A 23,013-nucleotide genomic window follows, 5' to 3' on the forward strand; every position below is an offset into this window, starting at 1 on the left:
GACCTTACTTCCCGGGTGGCATCCGGTCTGCGGGCAGAGTGAATTTCAGTGAGTCGAGCAGTCTTCCGGTGATATGCAGTAGTCGGTACTTGGCTTCCAGCTCATGGGTTAAAGCCCGGTTCCAGGCCATGTTGGCTTCCAGCTTTTCGTTTTCGGCATTCAGGACATCCACTAAGGTCCGCTCTCCCAGGATAAACTGTCTGCGATAGGCTTTGACGGTCATATTGATGGCCTCAAAGTGCTCTTCCAGTTTGGGAAGCTGTCTTTTGAGTTGCTGGCGAGCTTCCCAGGAAAGCCTGACTTCTTCCTGAACCTGTAGCCTTGCCTGTGAGTAAATGTCCTCAGCCTCCTCTCGCCGGGTCAGGGCAGCCTTCATCAGACCGGTATCTCTGCCACCACTGAACAGGTTGTATCGGGCGTGAAACATAATAGCGTAATCATCGTCTCTGCCCTTGATCCCGTTAAGGTTGTAATTCCAGGAACGACCCGCTTCGATAGACAACTCGGGATAAAAGCGTCCTTTGCTGGCCTCGTACTCATGATCGGCAGCCTTTTGGTCAAGTGTGGCTGACTGCAGGAGTGGATAGTCGCTTGTAGCCACTCTCAAAGTGTCGTCCAGTGTTTCTGGAATCAGGCTGGTATCGGGATCTGGTGCGATCAAATTATCTGGTTGAATACCCACCAGTTTCAGGAACTGTATCCTGGCGTCGTTCAGGTTATTCTCGGCAGCAATGACATTGGCATGCGCTACTGCCAGACGCCCTCTGATCTGGCTCAAATCGGCTACGCTCTGAACTCCATGCTCTGAGCGTTTAAAGATCGAGTAATAGATCTCTTCATGGGCATCCAGATTCTGATGAGCCATTTTCAGGGCTTTTTGCTGCATCAGGATCGTCAGAAAAGAGCGAGTCACATCAAGAGCCATTTCGGAGGCGATATTCAGGAGGCGGTATTGCTCTGAGTGAGTTGCTGCCTTCGTTCTGCGGTCATTGTTCAGGGTTGAGAAACCTTCGAAAATCATCTGGCGCAGTACAACAGAGGCTTCCCGTCGTCTGAGGTATTCGTCAGTAGAAGGTCCGCCGCTGCGGGTTGCCGGGCTGTCAGTGCGCTCATGACCGACGCCAGCATGAAGATCCAGAGTGGGGAGATAGCTTGATTTTGCAACGGTTTCATCGTGTTTGCGTTCCTGAACCTTATGAAGAGCCTGTTGCATTTTCGGGTTAGTGATGAGGGCAATACTGACCACTTCTTCAAGGTTCTGCCCGTGGGTCTGGTGGCTGGAAAGAGTGAGAAATACGACAAGAGCCAGACCTACTGACGGCTGACGTCGTTGAAATGGCAGTTTCATGTGAGCTAATTCAGTAAAGAACGGTGGCGAAAAAAACAGATGGAGCTAGAACTATTTAAGGGTAGGTGATTTTCCTCCGGTCTGCTTTTTCTTTATTGCTGCATGAATGGTGAGACCTTTCGAGGGATTATGGCGGTCCTGATATTCATGCTCTACTCTAACTTAGCGTTCCACTGTCGTTGAGAACATGACTAAGGCGAGCGAAATGAGCCGGGATCCCATACTGAATTGCCTGGTCTGGCTGGCAAACTATTATGAACGGTCGGTCTCTCCTGAAGTTGTTTTATCGGGTCTTCCTCTTGAGGATGGATTTATTCCTGAGCATCTGCTTAGAAGAGCGGCTGAAAATGCAGGACTACTGACGTATGAGAAAGCACTAAACCTTTCCGAAGCGGGTCTGCCAAAGGGTAGCCTTCCTTGCCTGGCATGGTGGCAGGATTTGCCCATCATTATTCTTGCTGTTGAGGATGGGAAAGTCAGGCTGCTGAATCCTTCGGAGCCATTAAAACCTTACAGTTTTTTAGTTGAAGAGTTTCAGAAAAGCACCCGTGATGTTCTTATTCTGTTTAGTCCTGCCAGTATCAGAGACGATCGAGAACCGGACCTGGAGCCCGCTTTGCATGAGCACTGGCTCTGGGGGGCTCTTCTGGCCGGAAGGGCCATCTATCGGGAGATATTGCTGGTTTCACTGCTGGTTAATCTCTTTGCGCTGTCTGTTCCCCTGTTTGTTCGTCTGGTCTATGACCGGGTGATCCCGGGTATGGCCATGGGAACGCTCAATGCTCTGACATTAGGAATATTGTTGGTCATTGTCTTTGAGTTTTCCTGCAGATACCTGAGAAACCGGTTTATTGATCTGGCTGCCAAAAAGTCTGACCTGCTGATAGCCAGCCGGATTTATGCCAAGGTTATGGCTATGCAGTTATCAGCCAAACCTGCTTCCACAGGAGCATTCGCCCGGCAGCTTCAGGACTTTGACGCCATCAGGGAATTTCTTACGTCCACCTGCCTTATCGCTGTGGTGGATATTCCTTTTGTTTTGGTTTTTCTTTTGGTGATTGGTCTTCTTGCCGGCGGACTGGTCTGGATACACATTGTTGCCATTGCGTTGATGGTTCTGGTGAGTTTGTTGATACAACCCGCATTGCGCCGCACTATAGAAGAGGGTGAGCGCTTGTCAGCAAGAAAGCAGGGAGATCTGGTTGAAAGCCTGACCGGTATGGAAACTCTGAGGCTGGCGGGTGCACAGTGGCGTTTCCAAAAACGTTGGGAGCAGGCTGTAGGTCAAATGGCCACCTGGGGGTTAAAGACTCGGACGATCACCGGAACAGTGACGGTGGTTGCACTTTGTGCACAGCAGCTGACGACAGTGGCCGTTATCTATTACGGGGTGAATGCCATCAGCATTGGCATGATCAATCTGGGGGCGCTCATAGCGGTTATGATGTTAACCGGCAGAGCTATGGCTCCTTTCATGCAACTGGCTCTATTGGCAACCCGCTACCATCAGGCAAAGACTGCCTTCAGGGTCACCGGGCAATTAATGGCTCAACCGGATGAACAACAGACCGGCCATCATTTTCGCAATCTGGGTCGGCTCGAAGGCAGGATTGGCTTTGAGCAGGTGTCCTTCAAATATCCGGGCGCAGCAGTGCCTGCGCTGGTGGACTTGACTCTGAAGATTCCATCAGGTGAAAAAGTAGCTATTGTGGGACGGTCTGGTTCCGGCAAGTCAACGCTGGCCAGAACTCTGGCTGCGCTCTATACGCCCGAACAGGGACGAATCACCTTGGATGATATTGATATCAATGATATTCATCCTCGCCACTTGAGGAAGAAAGTTGGTTTTCTTGCCCAGGAGCCCTGGCTTTTCCATGGCACGATAAAAGACAACATTATTCTGGGTCATAACGACATTGAAGAAGCAGCTCTCTTAGTTGCAGTAAAGGCATCTGGAGTCAGTGCTTTTACAGGGATGTCACTGGCTGGATTGGAATACCATGTTGGAGAAGCTGGACAGAGGCTCTCTGGTGGTCAGCGTAAAGCTGTCGCTTTGGCCAGAGTTCTTTTGAATAAGCCCGATGTGCTGGTGCTGGATGAGCCCACTGCTCATATGGACAGCCTGTTGGAGGACCAGATACGTCAGACTCTTGCTGATCTTCCAGCCACCACCACATTGATATTGATGACGCATAGAAGCAGTCTTTTGGATGTGGTCAGTAGAGTTATTCTGCTAGATGGAGGGCGATTGGTTTCAGATAAGGCCAGAGAAGACATCAGGGCTGAGTCGTCATGAAGGAAGAAAGTCGCTGGCAGAGATGGTTACTAGAAACAGCTGGAAGCCGCGATCAGGCTAGACTGCTTGATCTTTCTGTTCACAGCCGATGGTTTGTCTGGATGCTTCTGGCTCTTCTCGTTGTGCTGATTCTCTGGTCATGCTGGGCGGAACTTGACGAGGTTGTCACCGGTTATGGTCGGGTAGTACCTGACAGCCGGGTGCAGCTGGTACAGAGTCTGGACGGTGGCATATTGAAGTGGATAGGGGTCAGGGAGGGGGATCATGTCAACAGGGGCGATACACTGGTGCAGGTAGATGAAACCCGTTACCGGTCCAGCTTGATGGTGAATGAAACCGAACTGGAAGACACAGCATGGGAAGTTCTAAGACTTGAAGTGGAATTGAATTCACTCCACGAGAAGGAAGGTCAATGGCAGATTACTCGATCCGAATTACCGGATAAATTCCATGCAGAACCTGTTGATTTGATGAGACTTGAACAGCAGAATGCCATTCTTGACAAGAGATTAGAGTCGTTTATAAGTCAGCTCGATATATTGTCTATCCAGGAAAGTCAGAAGAGTCAGGAGCTGAAAGAGCATCGACAGAAAATAAAAACCCTGAGCCGAAGTGACAGCCTTATCGAAGAAGAACTGAAGCTGAAAGAGCCTCTCGTTCGCGAAGGGCTGGTCACTCAAGTGGATATTCTGGGGCTGCAGCGTCGAGCCAATGAATTGAAAGGCGAGCTAGAGAGTGCAAAATTGATGGAGCCCAGGCTGGCATCCGCTTTGAGTGAAGCCCGCAGTCGCTACAGAAGCACAGCTGTGCGCTACCGGGCAGATGTCCAAAAGGAACTGCAGTCGGCTCGCGAGCGTTTGGGAAGATTGACTGAAGGGCAGGTGGGGCTTAAGGACAAAGTCCACAGAACATCGCTTTCAGCCCCTGTCAGTGGGCTGATAAAAGTGGTCCATGTGAATACGCCGGGCAGTGTTATTCAACCCGGTGCCACGTTGATTGAAATTGTCCCTGAAGGGGACAGTCTGGTGGTTGAAGCTCAGGTGAAACCATCGGATATTGCTTTTCTGAGATCAGGTCAGAATGCCCAGGTGAAACTGACGGCTTATGAAAATGCTTCCTACGGAAGTCTTAAGGGAACATTGGAGTCGATCAGTGCGGACACGCTGGAAGATGATCGGGGGCAGCCTTATTACCGGATCAGGGTAAAGTTACCCACCACTGAAGATCAGTGGCCTGTTCTGCCAGGTATGACAGCCGTAGTCGATGTGCTTACCGGGAGGAGAACCGTCATGAATTATGTGATGGCGCCAGTCCTGAAAGCCATACAATGAAACGAACTTGAATCAGGCACAATATGTATTTCCGGATTGTAGTTGGTGGCTAACTTGCAGGTGGCTGAGCCAGTGTATACAGGGTATACCTCATCGACATTTGACCCACGAATCAACGACTATGCGGGTAATCCAGGCTCAGGAGGTGAGAATGTTGAGTATCTGGATTATGTAATGCTCAGCACTGAATTTGGTCGTAAGCAATCCACGATTAACCGAGTGGATGTCCCTCGAACCACCGATGACGCATTGTGGAAGCACTGGAATCTGTCAGATCACTTTCCTGTAACGGCAGTGATTAAAGAATGAAGTATGGTGTATGGCTATTCGTGATACTAGGGCTCGGTTATACAGTCTGGTTCGTAAAGAGTAGTGAAGGGGAACTAAGCAGAGCTCCTTATCTTGCGGTTACAAAACAGGATGCTGAATTACCAACGCTTGAGCATAGTAAAGCGTCGGCAAAGACTGATAATGAGACTGCTATGAGTGAGCAGCCTTTTGACAGCGATGCGCTGAGTGTTGGTGAAGGTCGCCAGTTGCGACAGGCTCTGGCGGATTTTTGGCAACGTTGTCAACAACAAAACAATTGCTCTGAACAGTTAATAAAGCTCAAGCATCAATTGACCGACGAGCGGTTTCATCTGGTGAGTCAATACCTCACCATAAATGCCCGGTGGCAGCGAGTATTGGGAGATATGGCGTTGTCAGATCTGAAAACGCTGAAAGAGCAAGTGAATAAGGTCAGGCAAGAAGCGTTCCGCGTCTGGACCAAGGATGGCTTTGCTTTTTTTGCTGATGAATTTGCCTTATACGACTACAAGCTGGATGCGCAAAGCCTGAAAGAGCTTCCTTCTGATGAGTTTGTTGATCGTTACCTGTCGTTACGAGAAAAATGGCAGAGTGAAGACGATGTATTTGGATTAACGACCAAGACAGCTCAGTATGAACAGGCGTTATCGCTAATGCCTGAGCAATATACAGCTTCAGAACGAGAGCAAGTCAGAACAGCGCTGGCTCAACATTATTTAAGTCGTGAACAAGAGTTTGTGATAATAAAGCGGCAACAGCAATTGATTGAGCAGCAACAAAACGTTCAGGATTATCAGGCAGGGTTACGAGAGCTCAAAGCACAACTGGCCATGCAGAGGGCTGGTCAGGACTCTGAGCTTGCTGGGGAGCGTTGGCAGTCCTACTATCAGAAACAAGTGGAAGACTATCGACGTCGTTTTTTTGCACAAGAGGAAAGCAAATGATGCTCTGCTCATTGGGATAAGAGGTGATGCCAATAGTCGTTCTGAAAAGCCTCTAGAGGCTAATGTCTATTTGTAGACCTGATGTGCCACCACTTCATTAAATTAGGCCTCGTCCTTAAAATCTGTGGGTCATCAAATTGCCTCCAGCGAGCCTGCACGTCGTCTGGCTCGGAGCTGCCTGATCTGTTTTTTATCTTCACCTGCCAGTGTTACCCGAACATAAATTACGTGCTCTTCTGCAGCCAGGCGAGCTTGTTCAGCCTGGCCTGCCAGTATGGCTGCCATAATGTCTCTATGCTGCTGAAGCAGCTGGGTACCCGTTTCCTGATTGTTATACATACCGCCAATATTGGCGGCAATATTATGCTCCAAAAGGCTGAAAATACCGCGCATGGCTTGCAGAAGGATAATGTTGTGAGAGGCCTCAGCAATAGCGAGGTGAAATGCAAGGTCTGCCTGACTTTCCTGATCAGTCCCCGTACTCTCTTCCAAGAGCCTGAAGGCCTTCTGCAGATTTTGTTTATCCTCTTCTGTTGCTCTTTGGGCAGCGTAGAATGCACAGGTACCTTCCAGAAGTACCCGAAATTCCAACACATCATCCTGAGCGTTCGGGTGCTTGCCCAATATGTCTACCAGTGGGTTGGTAACCGATCGCGTCAAGATATCTGTTATGTAATGTCCGCCGCCCTGACGGGACCGGAGAATGCCTTTGGCTGCCAGTGTCTTAAGAGCTGTGCGTAGTGATGGGCGGGAGACTTCTAGTTGCTCTGCCAGTTTTCTCTCTGGTGGAAGACGATCTCCTGGTTTGTAAACACCTTCCAAAATCATGGTTTCCAGCTTTCCGGTAATACGGTCTGCCAGGGTTTGTTGTTTCACTTCTCTTTCTCTCTATTAGCCCTTGGTGGTATTGGAACCGCCTCGATCTGTAGTTGCAAGATCTTTATTCAAATGAACAAAAATTAACATTTATTCATTGACAGTGATCATACATGATCATTACTCTGCGTGAAAATTGGGTAATTGGTAAGACCAATCCTTTTTTTAAGTGTTTTGTTGACTGCAAAATTAGTATAAGAGAGGTAACCTCCCATGAGTCCAGGTGTTCAGGCTTTGTTGGCTTTTGCTCCCATTCTTGTCACCGCTGTTCTGCTGCTTGGCTTTCGCCTGCCAGCCAGAACTGCGATGCCTGCAGTCTTTCTAATAACGGCAGGTATTGCTGTGTTTGCCTGGGATGTTTCATTTAAACGTGTCATGGCTTCCTCGCTGCAGGGGCTTGTCTTTACCATTGCTGTGCTCTGGATAATCTTTGGTGCAATTCTGCTGCTGAATACACTCAAACATTCCGGCGCAATAACTGCTATCAGGGCTGGCTTTGTGGGGATTACGCCAGATCAGCGTATTCAAGCCATCATTGTCGCCTGGCTATTTGGTTCGTTTATCGAAGGTGCATCGGGCTTTGGTACTCCAGCGGCTATCGCAGCGCCTCTTCTGGTTGCGATAGGCTTTCCGGCACTGGCCGCCGTTATGGTCGGCATGATGATTCAAAGTACACCAGTGTCGTTTGGTGCTGTGGGTACACCCATTATTATTGGGGTAAACAAAGGTCTGGATACCCAGACGATTGGTGAGCAACTGGTGGTTCAGGGGGGCAGCTGGGACGCCTTCTTGCAGCTGATTACCAGTGAAGTTGCCATCATCCACGCAGTAGTCGGCACATTGATGCCTCTGTTCATGGTAATGATGATGACCCGCTTCTTCGGACAAAATAAATCCTGGAGAGAAGGTTTACAGATTCTGCCATTTGCTATTTTTGCCGGTCTCTCATTCACCATTCCCTATGTCTTCACTGGCATTTTTCTGGGTCCTGAATTCCCGTCTCTGCTTGGTGGGCTGATAGGTCTGTCAGTCGTCACAACAGCGGCTAAAGCTGGCTTCCTGATGCCAGAGAAAGTATGGCAGTTTGCACCGGCTGAAAAGTGGCCTGTTGAGTGGACAGGGAAACTGGAAATCAAACTGGACAGCTTAAGTGCTAACAGGGACATGTCCCTTTTAAAAGCCTGGATGCCTTATGTACTGGTTGCAGTCCTGCTTGTTCTTAGCCGTACCAGTGACACTGTTAAAGCCTTCACCCAATCTGTTTCTTTAAGCTTCAGCAATATTCTGGGAGAAGCGGGTATCAGTGCCAGCATTCAACCTTTTTATCTACCCGGAGGAATACTGGTAGCAGTGGTATTATCTACAATTTTCTTACATCGTATTTCCCTAAAAGATATGAGAGCGGCTGTTGGGGAATCTACAGGTACTCTGCTGGGAGCAGGTTTTGTACTCATGTTCACGATTCCTATGGTTCGCATACTGATTAATTCTGGTGTAAATGGTGCAGGCCTCAGCAGTATGCCCGTGGCTATGGCCAGCTTTGTGGCAGACACTTTTGGTAGCGTTTACATGGTCTTTGCGCCGACTGTTGGCGCACTGGGTGCTTTCATTTCTGGATCCAATACTGTCAGTAACATGATGTTGTCTCAGTTCCAGTTTGGTGTGGCCGAAGCTTTGAGTGTTTCTGGTGCCATGATAGTGGCAATGCAGGCTGTTGGGGCTGCAGCAGGTAACATGATTGCCATCCACAATGTGGTGGCTGCCTCTGCTACAGTTGGTTTACTGGGGCGTGAGGGCGCAACTCTGAGAATGACCATCCTGCCCACCATCTACTACGTGATATTTGCCGGTATTCTGGGCGCATTAGCTGTGACCACTTTTGGAATCACTGATCCTCTGGTCAAATGACCAGAAATTCGGAGCCAGACTGCCTGGCTCCTGTTGTCGAGGTTTTCTGTATGTCTGAACTTTACGTGAATGCTATGGGCGACAGCAGTCAGCAACCCACATCCAGTCCCCGCAAAAAAAGAGTCTACCCTTCACCGCCTGAGACAGTGTATTTATACGGAACCTGTCTTGTTGATCTGTTGCAGCCTGAAGCGGGTCTTGATGCTTTAAAGCTGCTGGAGAGAGAAGGCATCAAGGTTGTGTTTGCAGAACAGCAAACCTGCTGCGGCCAACCCGCCTATACCTCCGGATACGATGATGAAGCCCGTGAGGTGGCCCGTCTACAGATGGGCATCATGCCAGAAGATTGGCCGGTTGTGATTCTGTCCGGTTCCTGTGGTGGCATGATGAATCAGCATTACCCCAAACTCTTTGCTGGCCACCCTGAAGAACAGCAGGCTCTGAAGTTTGCAGACAGGGTGTTTGAATTCACCGAATTCCTTGTGCATGTACTGGATTATCAGCCAGAAGATAAAGGTAAGTCGGAAATGGTCGCCGTTCATACTTCCTGCGCTGCACGAAGAGAGATGAATGTTCATCAAACCGGCTGGGCTTTGATTGATACTCTCACCAATGTTACCCGCGTTACCCAGGATCACGAATTTGAGTGCTGTGGATTTGGCGGTTCCTTCTGTGTGCGTTACCCGGATATTTCCGGCGCTATGGTAAACGACAAAGTAAAAGCTATTTCTGATACCGGAGCAGACCGGCTGGTGAGTGCAGACTTTGGTTGCCTCATGAATATAAACGGTGCCCTCGAGTTCCAGCAAAAGGAAATGAGAGGAGAACATTTTGCCTCTTATCTCTGGGAACGGATCGGAGGTGACAATCTATGAACGAACGCATTCCGGCCCGGAACCTGAGCTTTGACGAGCGGGTTGAACGTGATCTGAATAATCCACTGCTGCGCACCAACTTCCGGGAAGCCATGGACTTCCTGATGGATAAGCGAAGTGATCGCTTTACTGATGATCAGCAGCTGCAGAGCTTGCGTGATCTTGGGGCAAGCATTCGCAAGAGAGCGCTGTCAAAACTCCCAGATTTGCTCGAGCAGCTGGAAATGAAATTACGTGAGAATGGCGTTCGTGTGCACTGGGCTGAAACGCCTGAGCAGGCGAATCAGATTGTTCTGGATATTGCCCGGCATCACGGTGCTAAAACCATGATCAAAGGCAAATCGATGGTCAGTGAGGAGACTGAGTTAAACGAATTTCTTGGGCATGAAGGCATCACTCCGGTAGAAGCAGATATGGGGGAATATATTCTTCAGTTGGCTGGGGATAAGCCTTCTCATATTGTGATGCCCGCCATTCACAAGACTAAAGGAGACATTGCTCAACTGTTTGAGGAAAACCTGGACGAGTGTGAATACACAGAAGACGTTGATGAGCTGATTCAGGCTGCCCGCAAAGAACTACGAAAACGCTTTCACGAAGCGGATATTGGGCTCACCGGCGTAAATTTTATGGTGGCTGAAACGGGTACACTTGTTCTGGTTGAGAATGAGGGCAATGGTCGCATGGCCACCACTGTGCCAAAAATCCATATTGCCATGACCGGCATAGAAAAGGTTATTGAATACCTGGACGACCTGCCGCCTTTGCTGACTCTGCTGACCAATTCGGCCACCGGTCAGCCGATAACCACTTATGTGAATATGATTTCTTCTCCCCGTAAAGGCAGGGAAGACGGGCCAAAAGAAGTGCATCTGGTTTTGCTGGATAATGGTCGCAGCATTCCCTACGCCGACCAGGAAATGCGGCAAACTTTACAGTGTATTCGTTGTGCTGCCTGCATGAATCACTGCCCGGTTTACGCACGCCTGGGAGGCCATGCCTATGGCACCACTTACCCTGGCCCGATAGGTTCAATACTTTCTCCTCATCTGCTGGGCCTGGAAGAAACCAGAGACTTACCCAGTGCTTCCACTCTGTGCGGTGCCTGCTCAGAAGTCTGCCCGGTACGTATTCCAATTCCCGATATACTCAGACGACTGCGCCATGAGGGAGTCCGTAAACTCAAGAAAGGGGAAAAGGCGGTTATTCGCGGCCAGGGTGCCAAGTACACCCATACAGAAAAAGCGGTCTGGCTCAGTTGGAGTAAGCTCTACAGCTCGCCTGCCCTCTATAGAGGTTTTGTACTTTCAGCCACACTTCTCAGGGGCCTTACGCCATCGAAAATGAAAGGCTGGACAGATTTTCGAGCGTCTCCCCAACCTTCAAAGAGAAGCCTGCACAGTCTGGTAAAGCAATACAAAAAACAACAGGAAGGCGCTGAGCAATGAGTACTGGCATTGAATCCAGAACCAATATTTTAAATCGCCTGCGCAAGGGGTCAGGCAAAGACCCAAGTCTTTCTCTGGCTGACGATTGTGGGCAGACAGCTTGTTATGATTGGGATAAGAGTCAGCGCATGCAGAATTTTATTAATGCTATGACTGCGGTAAAAACAGAAATTCACCTCACCACTGAAGCGCTTTGGCCAGAACTTCTTACCGTGATACTCTCTGAGAAAAACATCAACAGCTTACTGGTGTCTTCCGAGAAAGAAACCGGTAGGCGTATGGCAACCCATAAATCCGTTGTTGAATCCGGGTTAATTTTGCAAACCGTGCCAGACGACCCGTTAAGCCTGAAGGACGAACTGTTCTTTGATATTCCGGCAACACTGACAACCTGCCGAAGTGCCATTGCCGAGACTGGCAGCCTGGTTATTTGGCCTGATGAGTTTGAGCCCCGGGCAATGTCGTTAGTCCCGCCTGTCCACTTTGTCCTGCTAAAAGCAAAACATATATATAGTACCCTGGCCGATGTTATTAGGCAGGAAGGCTGGGCCACAGGAATGCCTACCAATGCTTTACTGATTTCCGGACCATCCAAAACTGCAGATATTGCCCGCATTCTCGCTTACGGTGCCCATGGTCCGCGTGAACTCATTGTCCTGCTGGTGGAGTAGGTAGCTTGTTGTCCTGCTAGTGAGGTATAAGAGAGAACAACTGAGCGTTGCTGTGACCGGTTCTCATCTTCATTCGCGTAAGACCTTCAACGGCTTGGGGGGCTTACGCGAATTGAGGATGAAGATGCTAAGAATCTGTTGCTTTGAGATGGGAAATCCAGATAATTTTTCCTCTCACATAGGGTTATTGCTCAGCTCTGAGCCTTAACTCCATTCTTCAACACTCATTTCCTTCGATCATGTTGGTTTCATCATGCATCAATTCATACGTCACATCACCTGTGTTTTTCTCTTCCTGCTCACTCTCCAAGAAAGTAGCGCCGACGTCATTCTTCATGCTTTCAACTGGAAATACTCGGAAGTCAGCGAGAAAGCTCATGAGCTATCCAAGCTGGGGTACAAGATGGTGCTGGTATCCCCTCCACTGAAAAGCACCGGTAAAAAATGGTGGGCTCGGTATCAGCCCCAGGACTACCGTGTGATAGAAAACCCTTTGGGTGACACTAATGACTTCAAGCAGATGCTTAATGCCCTTAAACGTTATGATTTGGTCGTATATGCTGATATCGTCCTGAATCACATGGCTAACGAAGCTTCTGAAAGGAGTGATCTTAATTATCCCGGGCAAAAAATCCTTACACAATATACAGTCAGCCCTGCGAAGTACTCCTCCCTGAGGCTTTTTGGCGATCTGAGCAAGAACCTCTTCTCTGCCCCGGACTTTAACCCTTCAAAATGCATCAATAACTACAACTCGCCTTATGAGGTTCAAAACTGGCGGCTTTGTGGCGCACCTCCAGATACGGGTCTGCCCGATCTGGTGAACAATGACTGGGTTGTTGAGCAGCAACAGAACTATCTCAGGAGTTTGCGTGACATGGGGGTCAAGGGCTTCAGGATTGACGCAGCGAAGCATATACCTCTTGAGCATGTAAATCAGGTCATTACAGCTGACATCAGGCATGGCATGCACATATTTGGAGAGATCATTACCAGTGGTGGAGAGGGAAGCCCTGAATATGACAGGTTTCTGAAACCATACCTGGATGGTACAGGTTTTGCTGCTTATGATTTCCCGCTATTCAGTAGCCTTTATAATGCTTTCAAAATCGGAGGTAGCCTGAACCTTCTTGTTGATCCCCTTGCCTATGGTCAGGCTCTTCAGTCAGGAAGAGCAATAACTTTTGTTACTACGCATGACATTCCTAATAACCAGGGCTTTCGTTACCTGATCATGGACGAGACTGATGAGCAGTTGGCCTATGCCTATATCATGGGACGTGATGGAGGAGTTCCCCTGGTGTTCTCCGATCATAACGAGAGCGGGGATAATCGCTGGGTAGATGCATACAAGTCCAGCACCTTGAAAGCCATGCTCGAATTTCACAGAGCCAACCAGGGGCTACCAATGAGAATAATAGGGCAGGGTGATTGTTTTCTTCTGTTTAGCCGAGGTGAGCCAGACGCCGCTGCGGTGGTCGGTATCAACAAGTGTGAACATGGCCAGGAGTATTGGGTAAATACGGAGGAGTACAAATTCTTCTGGCATCAAACTTACTTTGATGCCATGGAACCTGCTGACACATTCATAGTAAACAGCCAATGGCATAGGCTATACATACCGGGGCGTAGGGCTAAAATGTGGATGCGGCGGTGATGATCTAACACGATAAGAACTTTTGACTGGCGCATTGCTGAAGTGCATTGTTAAAGGTACAACCAGACGAAAAAAAACGCCAATCTTGCGATTGACGTTTCCAGAGAAGCTTTGAAATGGCGTCAGCCTGTTGTTGGCCTTCCTTGCATGCATCTTGCAAGCAAGTCCTTTGCTCCCCCTTTGTCCATTGGTTGTAGTTTCTCAAACCTGTCTGGTTTTCATCATCTGTGGTTATACCTGATTTTCTTCGGCCAACCTGGTTCGATCCGGCTAATTTTTGCTGAAAGTCGCCAGATGCCTTCATGAGCTGCATTAAAAAGATAATGAAAGTACTTGGGACAGGTCTGTTGAATGCCTGCTTCTGTCATAGCCCTGCATGATTTACCTGCGGTGTGGGGTTTTGTGTAAGGAGGTTCGATTCGTAACAGATGGCTGCCCGTAATCCACCAATCTATAGATACTGTAAGTTTTCTAATGATTCGCAATCCACTGGGATTCCTTGAATTCTACATATTGGCACGCAGTATGCTGCATTCTACTTGCACGGCAAGCTCAGACCCGTTCCAGGAGGGATGTAATGGCCAAGGATGGCCACCAATAATAATTACAGCCGGGAAACCTGAGATATTTCAAGCCCTGCCAGCCAGGGCTTAGTTTTCTTAACATAGTCATAAGCGACTAGAGCCGGGTGTGGATTGTCTGGAAAAGCGATTATTTATTCAGGCTGGAGTCAGAAAGCGTTCCTATCTAACCATTTCAGCCCTTGAGCACAAAGTATTTATTCCGTCTTTGGATACTGAGGCTGAACGGGTTTATCTTATGGCTTCAATGGCTTTCTCAAAACTCTGGAACGTCATGGTCGATATAAAAAAACATTTGCTCTTTTCATGTTGGAAAAGACTGCCTTTCGAATTACCGTTCTCTAGCATGTATGATTAAATGTCTTAGGCCATTGTTGCAGGCTATAGCAATTGCTGTTGCAGTAACAAACACTAATCCATTCACAATAAATGTCACTAAAACTGCAGATGCTTCCGTCTCTTTAGTAGCTGAAATCGGACATCTTGCACATTGGCATGGAGAATGCGGGTCAAAGAACTCTTCATTTGTGCCATCAAAAGAACTGAAGTTTACAAAATTATAGAGTCTGGTTTTCAAAGGTTGTTCTAATAAGCGAGGATCAGAGATATTCTGAACATACATTTCAATTCTTGATATATTTCCGATAGGCAAGTCAAGTCGATTACGCACTTCGTCCATGACATTAACGAAAAGAGCATCGACTAATACTATTCCATGAACCAGGCAGCCTCCAAATGCATTGGCCGCACTTCTTCCTGTTTTAGTGCAAATGGGACACTGACATTGGAGTGAGTTGTCTGAGAAGCTAACGAACTCGCCTTTAGTCTTAAATGAGCGCACAGATCTGTTGCCTGATAAAACAAATTCGCTCATCGTATTGGCGTTGTTCAATAGGGGAAAACCTTTTTTAGGGTCAAACTTTAATACACCCTGTCGGTACATATCCTCTATCAAAGTCTCAGTGTTAATAAGGACAAAAACACGGCATCCTGTGAAGTTATAAGAAGGTTGTTCTATATAGTCAGTAAAAGTGTTTTCCAGTGGCTTTGTGTAGAGTGTTGAAAATATTGAAACAAATAATGCCCCTACAGGACTGAATCGAGTGAAAGTTGGATAGTAACTTCGGATCATTAACCAGCCTTTCCTGATCCAATGTGGAATTTCTTCATTCAGTCCATCAAGCTCATCCAGGTGGTTTACTATTTTTCCTATCTCTTCATGAATAGCTCTAGCTTTGTCAGAGTTCATCTGCACGGCCGAAGTCGTAAAGTAGATTTGAGTACCATCGGGATTTGCGCTATAGACAGCGGATTGCCTGAAAGTTTCTAAGGCATTTTTGATTGCTATAGGGGGAGCCTGAATGGGTAGCTCGCTTTCAATAACAGCAACATGATTTTTATTGAGACTAATTGCTCCTAAAACAGTTAAAGACAAGGAAGTTGATGTTTCTGCAAGTATATTGGTTATGACAATTTCGGTATAGCCTGAATAAATTTCAGGATCATCGGAGTTTGGTTGTTCACCCGTTTGGTTGATTGTAACAGCCTCCATTGAAATGGGCGTAACCTGACTCACAGTTTTTGAAAAAGTAGCTGCTTTGTTATTTTTTTTTGAGATGCAAAGAAAGTACTGATATGAACTGTCCCCCTTCAGTTTGGTGCCGTCTTCATCGCAGTATTCCGACAGGCTGTTAGAATATTTAAACTCCCAGGCAGGAAAAGCTGTCGACACAAAAAAAAAGACAATAGGACAGAGAAAAGTGTTTTTCTGTATTTTATTCTCCGGAATTGAGGTAAAAGCCAAATTGTAGCCATGAAAAAAATAACCTGCTGAAATACTGCCTAGATATAAGTCTAAACAATAGACGTCATTGGTAAATATTTCTAATCTCTGCTGTCTGCTAAAGCATAACTCAGCACTAGAAGCTTCTATTTATGGAGTCTGGTGTTAAGCTGGAGTTTATCCCACAGTTTTAATTAAGGAGTCTGATATAACAGTTGCAGGAATATCTCTGCTATGGACAGTCATGACTTAACCAATCATGCTCACAGGGTTGTGGCATGCGGTGCAAGAGAGACAGTCAGACACGGAAAAACGCTCGATTCTGATGATTACGAATGGAATACCAGAGACAGACAAGCATGGTTTGATTGCTGATCTCGTGAAACTCTTTGAGTATTCAGTGGAAGATGGAGTGGGGCAGTTAATCGTTATTAACGTGAGTTCGATGCTCGGCAAGCCATAGGTACACCCTCTGTTAGTGCTGAAATATCAATATGAGGCTTTGTGGTTTGTTGGGTGTAGGCTATGAGACCTGCTATCAGATTTATAGCAAAGCAGAATGGTGATTATATCATTCTGGTTCAAAAACCAGGTAGAAGTCATCAACATCACAGAGTACATTGGTCATAGACATGGGAGCCTCTGCTTAGCTATGTGTAGTGTGCGATCGGAAAATAGCTAAATTACTTGGGCTCCATTGACTTTTTTGAGTCGAACTCACGTTGATTATGTTGCAACAAAAATAGCTGGAGTTACGCTTATATATCATAATTTTCAACGCACTACTCCAGCATGTATGACTAAATGTCTTATGCCATTTTTGCAGACTATAGCAATTGCTGTTGCAGCAACAAACACTAATCCATTCACAATAAATGTCACTAAAATTGCAGATGCTTCGGACTCTTTCGTCGGTTCATTTGGACAGCTTTCACATTGGCACGGAGAATGCCGACCAAAAAACTTTTCACTCGTGTCATCAAAAGAACTGAAGTTTAAAAAATTATAGATTCTGGTTTTCAAAGGTCGGTCTAATAAACTAGGATCTGAGACGTTCTGAACATACATTTCAATCTTTGACATATTACCAATGGGCGAGTCAAGTCGATTAGTCACTTCATCCATGTTATTAACGAAAAGGTCATCGGCTGATACTATTCCATGAACCAGACAGCCTCCAAATGCACTGGCCGCATTTCTTCCTGTTTTGGTGCAAATGGGGCACTGACATTTTAGTGAGTTGTCTGAAAAGCTAACGAACTCGCCTTTAGTCTTAAATGAGCGCACAGATTTGTTGCCTGATAAAACAAATTCCCTCACCGTATTGGCGCTGGTCAATAGGGGGAAACCATTTTCAGGATCATACTTCAATACGTCCTGTTGGTACATATCCCTTATCAATCTCTCAGTGTTGATAATGACAAAAACACGGCAGCCTGTGAAGTTATAAGAAGGTTGTTCTATATAGTCAGTAAAAGTGTTTTTCAGTGCCTTTGTGTAGAGCGGTGAAAATACTGAAACAAATAACGCCCCCACAGGGCTGAATCTAGTGAAAGTCGGGTTGTAACTTCGGATCATTAACCAGCCTCTTCTGAGCCAATGTGGAATTTCTTCTTTCAATTCATCAAGATCATCCAGGTGTTTTACTATTTTTCCTATCTCTTCATGAATAGCTCTAGCTCTGTCAGAGTTCAACTGCGCGGCAGAAGTAGTAAAGTAGATTGGAGTACCATCAGGGTTTGTGCTGAATACAGTGGATCGCCTGAAAGTTTCTAAGGCATTTTTTATTGCTATAGGGGGAGCCTGAATGGGTAGCTCGCTTTCACTAACAGCAACATGATTTTTATTGAGACTAATTGCTCCTAAAACAGTTAAAGACGAGGAAGCTGATGTTGCTGCAAGTGTATTTGTTATAACAATTTCGGTGTAGCCTGAATAAATTTCAGGATCATCAGGGTTTGGTTGTTCGCTCGGTGGGTTGATTGGAACAGCCACCATTGGAATTGGCATAACCTGGCTCACAGCTTTTGAAACAGTAGCCGCTTTGTTCTTTTTCTTTGAGATGCACAGGAAATACTGATATGGACTGTCTCTCTTCAGTTTGGTGCCGTCTTCATCGCAGTATTCTGACAGGCTATTAGAATATTTAAACTCCCAAGCAGAAAAAGCTACTGGCACAAAAAAAAAGACAGCAGGGTACAGAGAAGTATTTTTCTGTTTTTTATTCTCCGAAATTGAGGTAAATGACAAACTTGAGCCATGATAGAAATAACCTACTGAATTACTACTTGAGTATAAATGTCAACAATAGACGTCATTGGTAAGTATTTCTAATCTCTGCTGTCTGGTGAAGTATATCTCAGCTCCAAAAGCTCCTGTTTATCGAGCCTGATGTTACTACCCGGATCCCATAGCTCCAGGTAGAGAGCCTGATATAAGAGTTGCAGGAATATTCTCTGCTCTGAACAGTCATGACTGAACCACCATGGTCACAGGGTCGGTGTTTTTCATGGTGGTTGTTCCGATAACCAGATTTCTGGCAGATATTTTCTTGCAGCCCACGTCTCTGATTCCTGATCTGGATTCTGAGCAATATGGCCTATTGGCTCCCAGTTCCGGATTTGACCTGATTAATGTAATGGATTCATTTCACATGCTTTCTTGTACACTTGTCTTCGCTGTTCCTACATCGCTTTGTTACGTCCAATATGACGCTGCTCGGGTGTAACAAAGCGAATAGCGCTGTGACGTTTTTTTCTTGTGAAATCTGTCAAACGATAGCACCCATTTCCGACTCTCTTTCAGTAACAGGTCAGATGGTTTGCTTCAGCGTAGCTTCCTGAAAGGATCGGAGGGCATTAAGCTGAAGGCGATCTTATGCGGAGCAGGTCATAACTTCCGGCTGATCCTTAAGAAGTTAAGGCTTTATTTGTCTGGATATTCTGGGTCTTCATAAATGTTAAAAATCAAGCTGGGATATATTCTGCCTTGTTTTTTATTTTTTAACCTGATTATTGAGGTACGATTGATTAGAAGTGCCTCTGTTTAGAAATAATATCAGGACATCATTTTACTTTTCACCGTTATTATGGACGACTACTGCCAAATTCTATCAGGAAGTTATGAATTCCGGAAATGAACATTGTCGGCGGTATCTTTGCGAATTATCAACCCTTTTATACTTTTTATGTATTTATATATCTATTTTTTATATTTTTTTTCAATTGATTGCTAAGTTTTAAAGTTGATTTTTAATTATGAAGTCAGTCCATCACGCTTTTCAGCATACGCATTTGATAAACTGCTACGCCAATGGGTGTGCAGTTATCGTCCAATAACACAGGGTTGTACTGTTTATCCAAAGGCTCCAGAAACCGGCCGTTATTGGTCAGCACGTAGCGACCAAAAAGCCAATTTGTACTTTTCTTGTGATTGAAGGAGTATTGTCTCAGGGCTAACACGAAGGTGTCTTTTTCTGCCCCCCAGCGATTAGGCCCGTCATTAACCCGTTCAAATATAATGATATCTCCGGGCAAGAACATGGGTTCAAGATCGTGATGGTTATAGCCTATAGCAAAGGCATTTTTGCTAAGTGTTAGATGGCCGGGAGAATCTATCCAGTCCAGGGACTCCATCTCAAGATTTTTACCGGAGAACCACTGACACAGCTTTTCAGCGGTATCCAGAAAAGGGATTCTATGAATGACCCTCATGGTATCGCCGTATAGCAGGTACTGAGGGGTAGTATCCAGTGCCGTGGCGATTTTCTCTATGGTCTTCTGGCGAGGCATGTGTAGGCCACGCATAGCCTGGTTCAGGGAGCCGGAGGATACTCCTGAGTGATAAGCTAAATCCTGATAAGTATGGATTCCTTTTCCGGGCATTAACGCTTTCACGCGCTCTATCCAGTCTCTCAAGTCTTCTCTGTTGTCTGCAACCATACTAGCAAAATCTCATGTTGAAACCTCGGGAGTGGGTTAAGTCTGGCTCAAAAAAATGATGTTGCAATCTAGAATTTAAATTCTATTATATGAATGTAGCTCGTTGATCCTTTCTCAAAAGAACTCCCCACTTAGCTCCATATCCGAACTATCTGATGGAGGTACGCCATGCACTATGCACTATGCAAACCCTCACACTGTCTTCTATCTTGCTCAACTCGATTTAACAGAAAATATTTTGTAGCTCCGATTTCCACCTGCCGTCGAAACACTAACGTTACTCTTTTCATGACCCCCCTCACTCCTGGTGATCTATCTTTTCAGGCTTTGATATCTAAATTGACGCCTGAAGCAGCTTGCTTATGCACTCAGGCATTTTTCTGAATAAGGCTTAATGGACGCTCCTATGAGAACAAAGAATCCATTTATGGATGGCAAGATGACTGATCGAATCAAAACCATTAGTAACTTTCAGGAAGCAGAGGTGCTGATGTGGCAATCCTTATCTCCTGAAGTGATTAGAACCAATGCAGAACTGTTCCGGCAATATCTCATTGATACCGGACTGCTAATCCACTCAGCCATGGAGCAGATTCTGGATCTGAGCGAAGAGTTGGTTGAAGAGGAGTTTGAGAATTTTTCCTGTGACAATCCACAGCAGGAAAAATCAAGGGATAACAGTTTTCAAACCATGCCGGAGTGAAACAGGTTTCAGAATTCATGAATCCATCCCGGGGATCTGAACGGCCAGAAAGACTGGTCAGGAGGAGAGTAAGATGTTTGGAATCAGTTATAGCCAGGCAGGGAGGCGGCTATGAATCCGTTGTTTAAACCCATGGACCGTTTGCTGGAAGAGTGGGCGGGATGGCGAATAACCTATGAAATTTATGAGGGCACGGGGGATAGCCCAGTGTCGAGGCTTTTGAACCCCGCACCCTCAACGACACCTGGTTCAAGGATTCTCTGGTCAGGGGCGATGAACAGCCAGTTATCTGCCCTGAACAAAGCTTTGATAGGGCGTCTGGGTGTTTATTATACAACGGTTACTGCCATTCTGTATGGAACAAGCGGAACAGATCGCCAGAAGGCAAAAGCTCTCAGACTTTCTTACAGCACCTTGTCCAGGCTCAGGAAAAAAGCCCGCCTGGTCGCATCCGCTTTTATTGAAGGAGATTTGATACCACAGCCCGAAGTCGAAAGAAATCGAGCCTGATAAATACTGGCGGCAAAGGAGTGCCGCTAATATTCACAGAGTTGGAAGGGGATAAATGAAACGAGTGGAGTTGTCTGAAGGAGGTAACAGCTCAAAACTTTATTAGTTGTGACTTGATGTGACACAACTCCTTAACTTAATGAGTTACCCGTTTAAGTTTGAGCTACCACTAACTAACAAACAAAAACAAAGCTAACTCTCTATTAGTCAGAATAATGATCCTACTGTCAAAGCATCTTTCAGTGCCCTCCAGCGACCCAGCTGACGGAACAGATTTTTCTGGACTCTGTTACCACACAAGGCAGGTGTTAACCAACACAACATCGACTTCTTCCGGATTTTCCGTTTACTCCAGAGTGTCAGTTTCTCCGAACAGGTCCGCCATTCGAGCTGAGTCGAAATCGTTCATCTGGCAACCGTGTGTCTTGATATAAAGCTTTTCAGGGATTAGGTGATAATCATTCGGTTACAGTTCGTCATTCAATCCTGTTTTGGGGGTGTAGACAGGCATTAATGTCATTTTTACAACCCCTTTTTTCATGATGACATAACTTTGTACGTCGGTTCTTTGCAGACGAACGGTATCCAGAAGGTCATCCGCATTTGTTCTGTCCAGGGCATGATAGAAGTCTGTTTCCTCCGATGAGGAGTGATTACTAAGTGTGCCAAGAGCATCCTGGATTTGGCCTATTTCAGGATAACTGACACCGGCCAGTTGCATTCCGACTGAAAAAGCCTTGCTAATGATTTTGCCGATCAGTCTGAAGGGTATTTCCCAGTCATTTTCCATCAAAGTCAATTGTACGGAGTCTGCATCCAGCCAGATAATTAGCTCCGTTTTGCCTTTATTGACGCCTTTTTGTACTGCCCAGGGGATCTCAATCGTATCTTCACGAATTGGCTGGTCGCCATTGTAGTAAATCAGATGCATGTAGATTTCAGGTTTAGCGAAATAATCGCCGATCTTTTGCATGTTCAGCTCTAAAAGATAAGTACGTTCAGGCAGGCGATCTGTGGTAGTGGTTTTGGGGTCGACAATGGGTTTTGTATGAACCACTGGTGTACTAAGTCGGGTAGGGCGATAAACCAGCAGGATGATATCTTTATCCAGATCATCGACGTTCTTTATAGTGAAGTCGCAGTGTCTATCCTGGCAAGATGAAGAACTGGCTACTTTCGCTTTAAGTGGCTGATCAGGCTCCTTTGGCAACAGGAAACCAATATAAGGGCTATCGGTTTCTTTGACCTTGCGGTAACGCAGTTTCATCATAGAATCTTTGCTTCGTTTACCCAGGTGGTAACAGTCTGAAACTCTATCGAGCGCTTCTATCTGCTCAGAGATATCTGCCTGAACGGTTTTGGACAATTCCGGATAATGTTTTTCAATGATTTCAGGGATGCTCTGCAGGGTGAGGTCCCCGACTTCATCTAATTGCGAGAAATTGGTGGTCTCTTTACTAATATCATCCAGACGTTTCCATGGCTTAAGGCTTCCGATGAAGTGCTCTTTCATATCAGTAAACCTTTGCTCTTTCTCTTTCAAACTAAGAGCTTCAATATCGGAACATTCACTGTCGGCAAAAGCGGGAGGGATAGAAAGAGACAAGAATATAGCAATAAACAGCGAGAGTCGTGTATTCATGAGGAACCTGACATGAGAGCTTGAGGAGTGAATGCGCAAGGCAGCGAGAGCAAAACGGCAGAATGTGAAAAGATTTATAGATAAGTTTGTCGAATCTGTCAAATTCCGCCATGGGCTATTGAGGTTTTGTTCGTAGGCTTGAGAAAGGCTCACAGATTCGTATCATTGCAGTTCCCAGAAAGCCTTGATA

Annotated in this window: 17 protein-coding genes; 11 read left to right on the forward strand and 6 right to left on the reverse strand. The window is 46.3% G+C overall.

Going from position 1 to position 23,013, the window contains the following annotated elements:
- Positions 1 to 4: 4 nt before the first annotated feature.
- Positions 5 to 1,348: a TolC family outer membrane protein gene (locus ACOMHB_RS12885; protein WP_448216927.1), complete on the reverse strand. Its 1,344-nt coding sequence runs from the start codon at positions 1,346 to 1,348 to the stop codon at positions 5 to 7.
- A gap of 205 nt (positions 1,349 to 1,553) precedes the next feature.
- Between ACOMHB_RS12885 and ACOMHB_RS12890 the strand changes: the two genes are divergently transcribed.
- The 4 genes from ACOMHB_RS12890 (at position 1,554) to ACOMHB_RS12905 (ending at position 6,228) form a co-directional block, all read left to right on the forward strand.
- A complete protein-coding gene (locus tag ACOMHB_RS12890) occupies positions 1,554 to 3,644 on the forward strand; it encodes a type I secretion system permease/ATPase (RefSeq protein WP_448216928.1) in 2,091 nt (696 codons plus the stop codon).
- Positions 3,641 to 4,975, forward strand: a complete 1,335-nt coding sequence (locus ACOMHB_RS12895) for an HlyD family type I secretion periplasmic adaptor subunit (protein ID WP_448216929.1) — start codon at positions 3,641 to 3,643, stop codon at positions 4,973 to 4,975. Before ACOMHB_RS12890 ends, ACOMHB_RS12895 begins: the two co-directional genes overlap by 4 nt.
- Before the next feature lie 45 nt (positions 4,976 to 5,020).
- Positions 5,021 to 5,284 carry an exonuclease/endonuclease/phosphatase family protein gene (locus ACOMHB_RS12900; protein ID WP_448216930.1) on the forward strand — a complete coding sequence of 88 codons (264 nt, stop codon included), beginning with the start codon at positions 5,021 to 5,023 and terminating at the stop codon, positions 5,282 to 5,284.
- Positions 5,285 to 5,457: 173 nt separating this feature from the next.
- The gene (locus ACOMHB_RS12905) at positions 5,458 to 6,228 is read left to right on the forward strand and encodes a hypothetical protein (protein ID WP_448216931.1); all 771 of its coding nucleotides are present in this window, start codon (positions 5,458 to 5,460) and stop codon (positions 6,226 to 6,228) included.
- A 132-nt stretch (positions 6,229 to 6,360) separates the two neighbouring features.
- Here ACOMHB_RS12905 and ACOMHB_RS12910 read toward each other — a convergent pair whose 3' ends face one another.
- Positions 6,361 to 7,104, reverse strand: coding sequence for an FCD domain-containing protein (locus tag ACOMHB_RS12910; protein ID WP_448216932.1), 744 nt, complete (start codon positions 7,102 to 7,104; stop codon positions 6,361 to 6,363).
- Positions 7,105 to 7,317: 213 nt separating this feature from the next.
- Here ACOMHB_RS12910 and ACOMHB_RS12915 point away from each other — a divergent pair, with 213 nt between their 5' ends.
- The 5 genes from ACOMHB_RS12915 to ACOMHB_RS12935 all read left to right on the forward strand — a co-directional run bounded on the left by ACOMHB_RS12915 (position 7,318) and on the right by ACOMHB_RS12935 (position 13,663).
- A complete protein-coding gene (locus tag ACOMHB_RS12915; protein WP_448216933.1) occupies positions 7,318 to 9,012 on the forward strand; it encodes an L-lactate permease in 1,695 nt (564 codons plus the stop codon).
- 50 nt (positions 9,013 to 9,062) lie between these two features.
- The gene (locus tag ACOMHB_RS12920) at positions 9,063 to 9,887 is read left to right on the forward strand and encodes a (Fe-S)-binding protein (RefSeq protein ID WP_448216934.1); all 825 of its coding nucleotides are present in this window, start codon (positions 9,063 to 9,065) and stop codon (positions 9,885 to 9,887) included.
- Positions 9,884 to 11,335: a LutB/LldF family L-lactate oxidation iron-sulfur protein gene (locus tag ACOMHB_RS12925; protein WP_448216935.1), complete on the forward strand. Its 1,452-nt coding sequence runs from the start codon at positions 9,884 to 9,886 to the stop codon at positions 11,333 to 11,335. Before ACOMHB_RS12920 ends, ACOMHB_RS12925 begins: the two co-directional genes overlap by 4 nt.
- Positions 11,332 to 12,006 carry a LutC/YkgG family protein gene (locus ACOMHB_RS12930; RefSeq protein WP_448216936.1) on the forward strand — a complete coding sequence of 225 codons (675 nt, stop codon included), beginning with the start codon at positions 11,332 to 11,334 and terminating at the stop codon, positions 12,004 to 12,006. Before ACOMHB_RS12925 ends, ACOMHB_RS12930 begins: the two co-directional genes overlap by 4 nt.
- Positions 12,007 to 12,259: 253 nt before the next feature.
- Positions 12,260 to 13,663: an alpha-amylase family protein gene (locus ACOMHB_RS12935; protein WP_448216937.1), complete on the forward strand. Its 1,404-nt coding sequence runs from the start codon at positions 12,260 to 12,262 to the stop codon at positions 13,661 to 13,663.
- Positions 13,664 to 14,575: 912 nt separating this feature from the next.
- Here ACOMHB_RS12935 and ACOMHB_RS12940 read toward each other — a convergent pair.
- The 3 genes from ACOMHB_RS12940 to ACOMHB_RS12950 all read right to left on the reverse strand — a co-directional run bounded on the left by ACOMHB_RS12940 (position 14,576) and on the right by ACOMHB_RS12950 (position 19,968).
- Positions 14,576 to 16,048 carry a hypothetical protein gene (locus ACOMHB_RS12940; protein ID WP_448216938.1) on the reverse strand — a complete coding sequence of 491 codons (1,473 nt, stop codon included), beginning with the start codon at positions 16,046 to 16,048 and terminating at the stop codon, positions 14,576 to 14,578.
- A gap of 753 nt (positions 16,049 to 16,801) precedes the next feature.
- Positions 16,802 to 18,277: a hypothetical protein gene (locus tag ACOMHB_RS12945; RefSeq protein WP_448216939.1), complete on the reverse strand. Its 1,476-nt coding sequence runs from the start codon at positions 18,275 to 18,277 to the stop codon at positions 16,802 to 16,804.
- Positions 18,278 to 19,290: 1,013 nt separating this feature from the next.
- On the reverse strand, positions 19,291 to 19,968 hold the full coding sequence (locus tag ACOMHB_RS12950) for a helix-turn-helix domain-containing protein (protein WP_448216940.1): 678 nt from the start codon (positions 19,966 to 19,968) through the stop codon (positions 19,291 to 19,293).
- Between the two features lie 406 nt (positions 19,969 to 20,374).
- On the opposite strand from ACOMHB_RS12950, the gene ACOMHB_RS12955 reads away from it, so the two are divergent.
- Together ACOMHB_RS12955 and ACOMHB_RS12960 are read left to right on the forward strand one after the other, a co-directional pair.
- On the forward strand, positions 20,375 to 20,671 hold the full coding sequence (locus ACOMHB_RS12955) for a hypothetical protein (protein ID WP_448216941.1): 297 nt from the start codon (positions 20,375 to 20,377) through the stop codon (positions 20,669 to 20,671).
- Positions 20,672 to 20,782: 111 nt separating this feature from the next.
- Entirely contained in the window at positions 20,783 to 21,181 is a 399-nt protein-coding gene (locus ACOMHB_RS12960) for a hypothetical protein (protein WP_448216942.1), read from the forward strand.
- A 466-nt stretch (positions 21,182 to 21,647) separates the two neighbouring features.
- On the opposite strand, the gene ACOMHB_RS12965 is transcribed toward ACOMHB_RS12960, so the two are convergent.
- Entirely contained in the window at positions 21,648 to 22,823 is a 1,176-nt protein-coding gene (locus tag ACOMHB_RS12965; RefSeq protein ID WP_448216943.1) for a hypothetical protein, read from the reverse strand.
- Between the last annotated feature and the right edge of the window lie 190 nt (positions 22,824 to 23,013).

This window comes from Endozoicomonas sp. 2B-B (assembly GCF_053470045.1).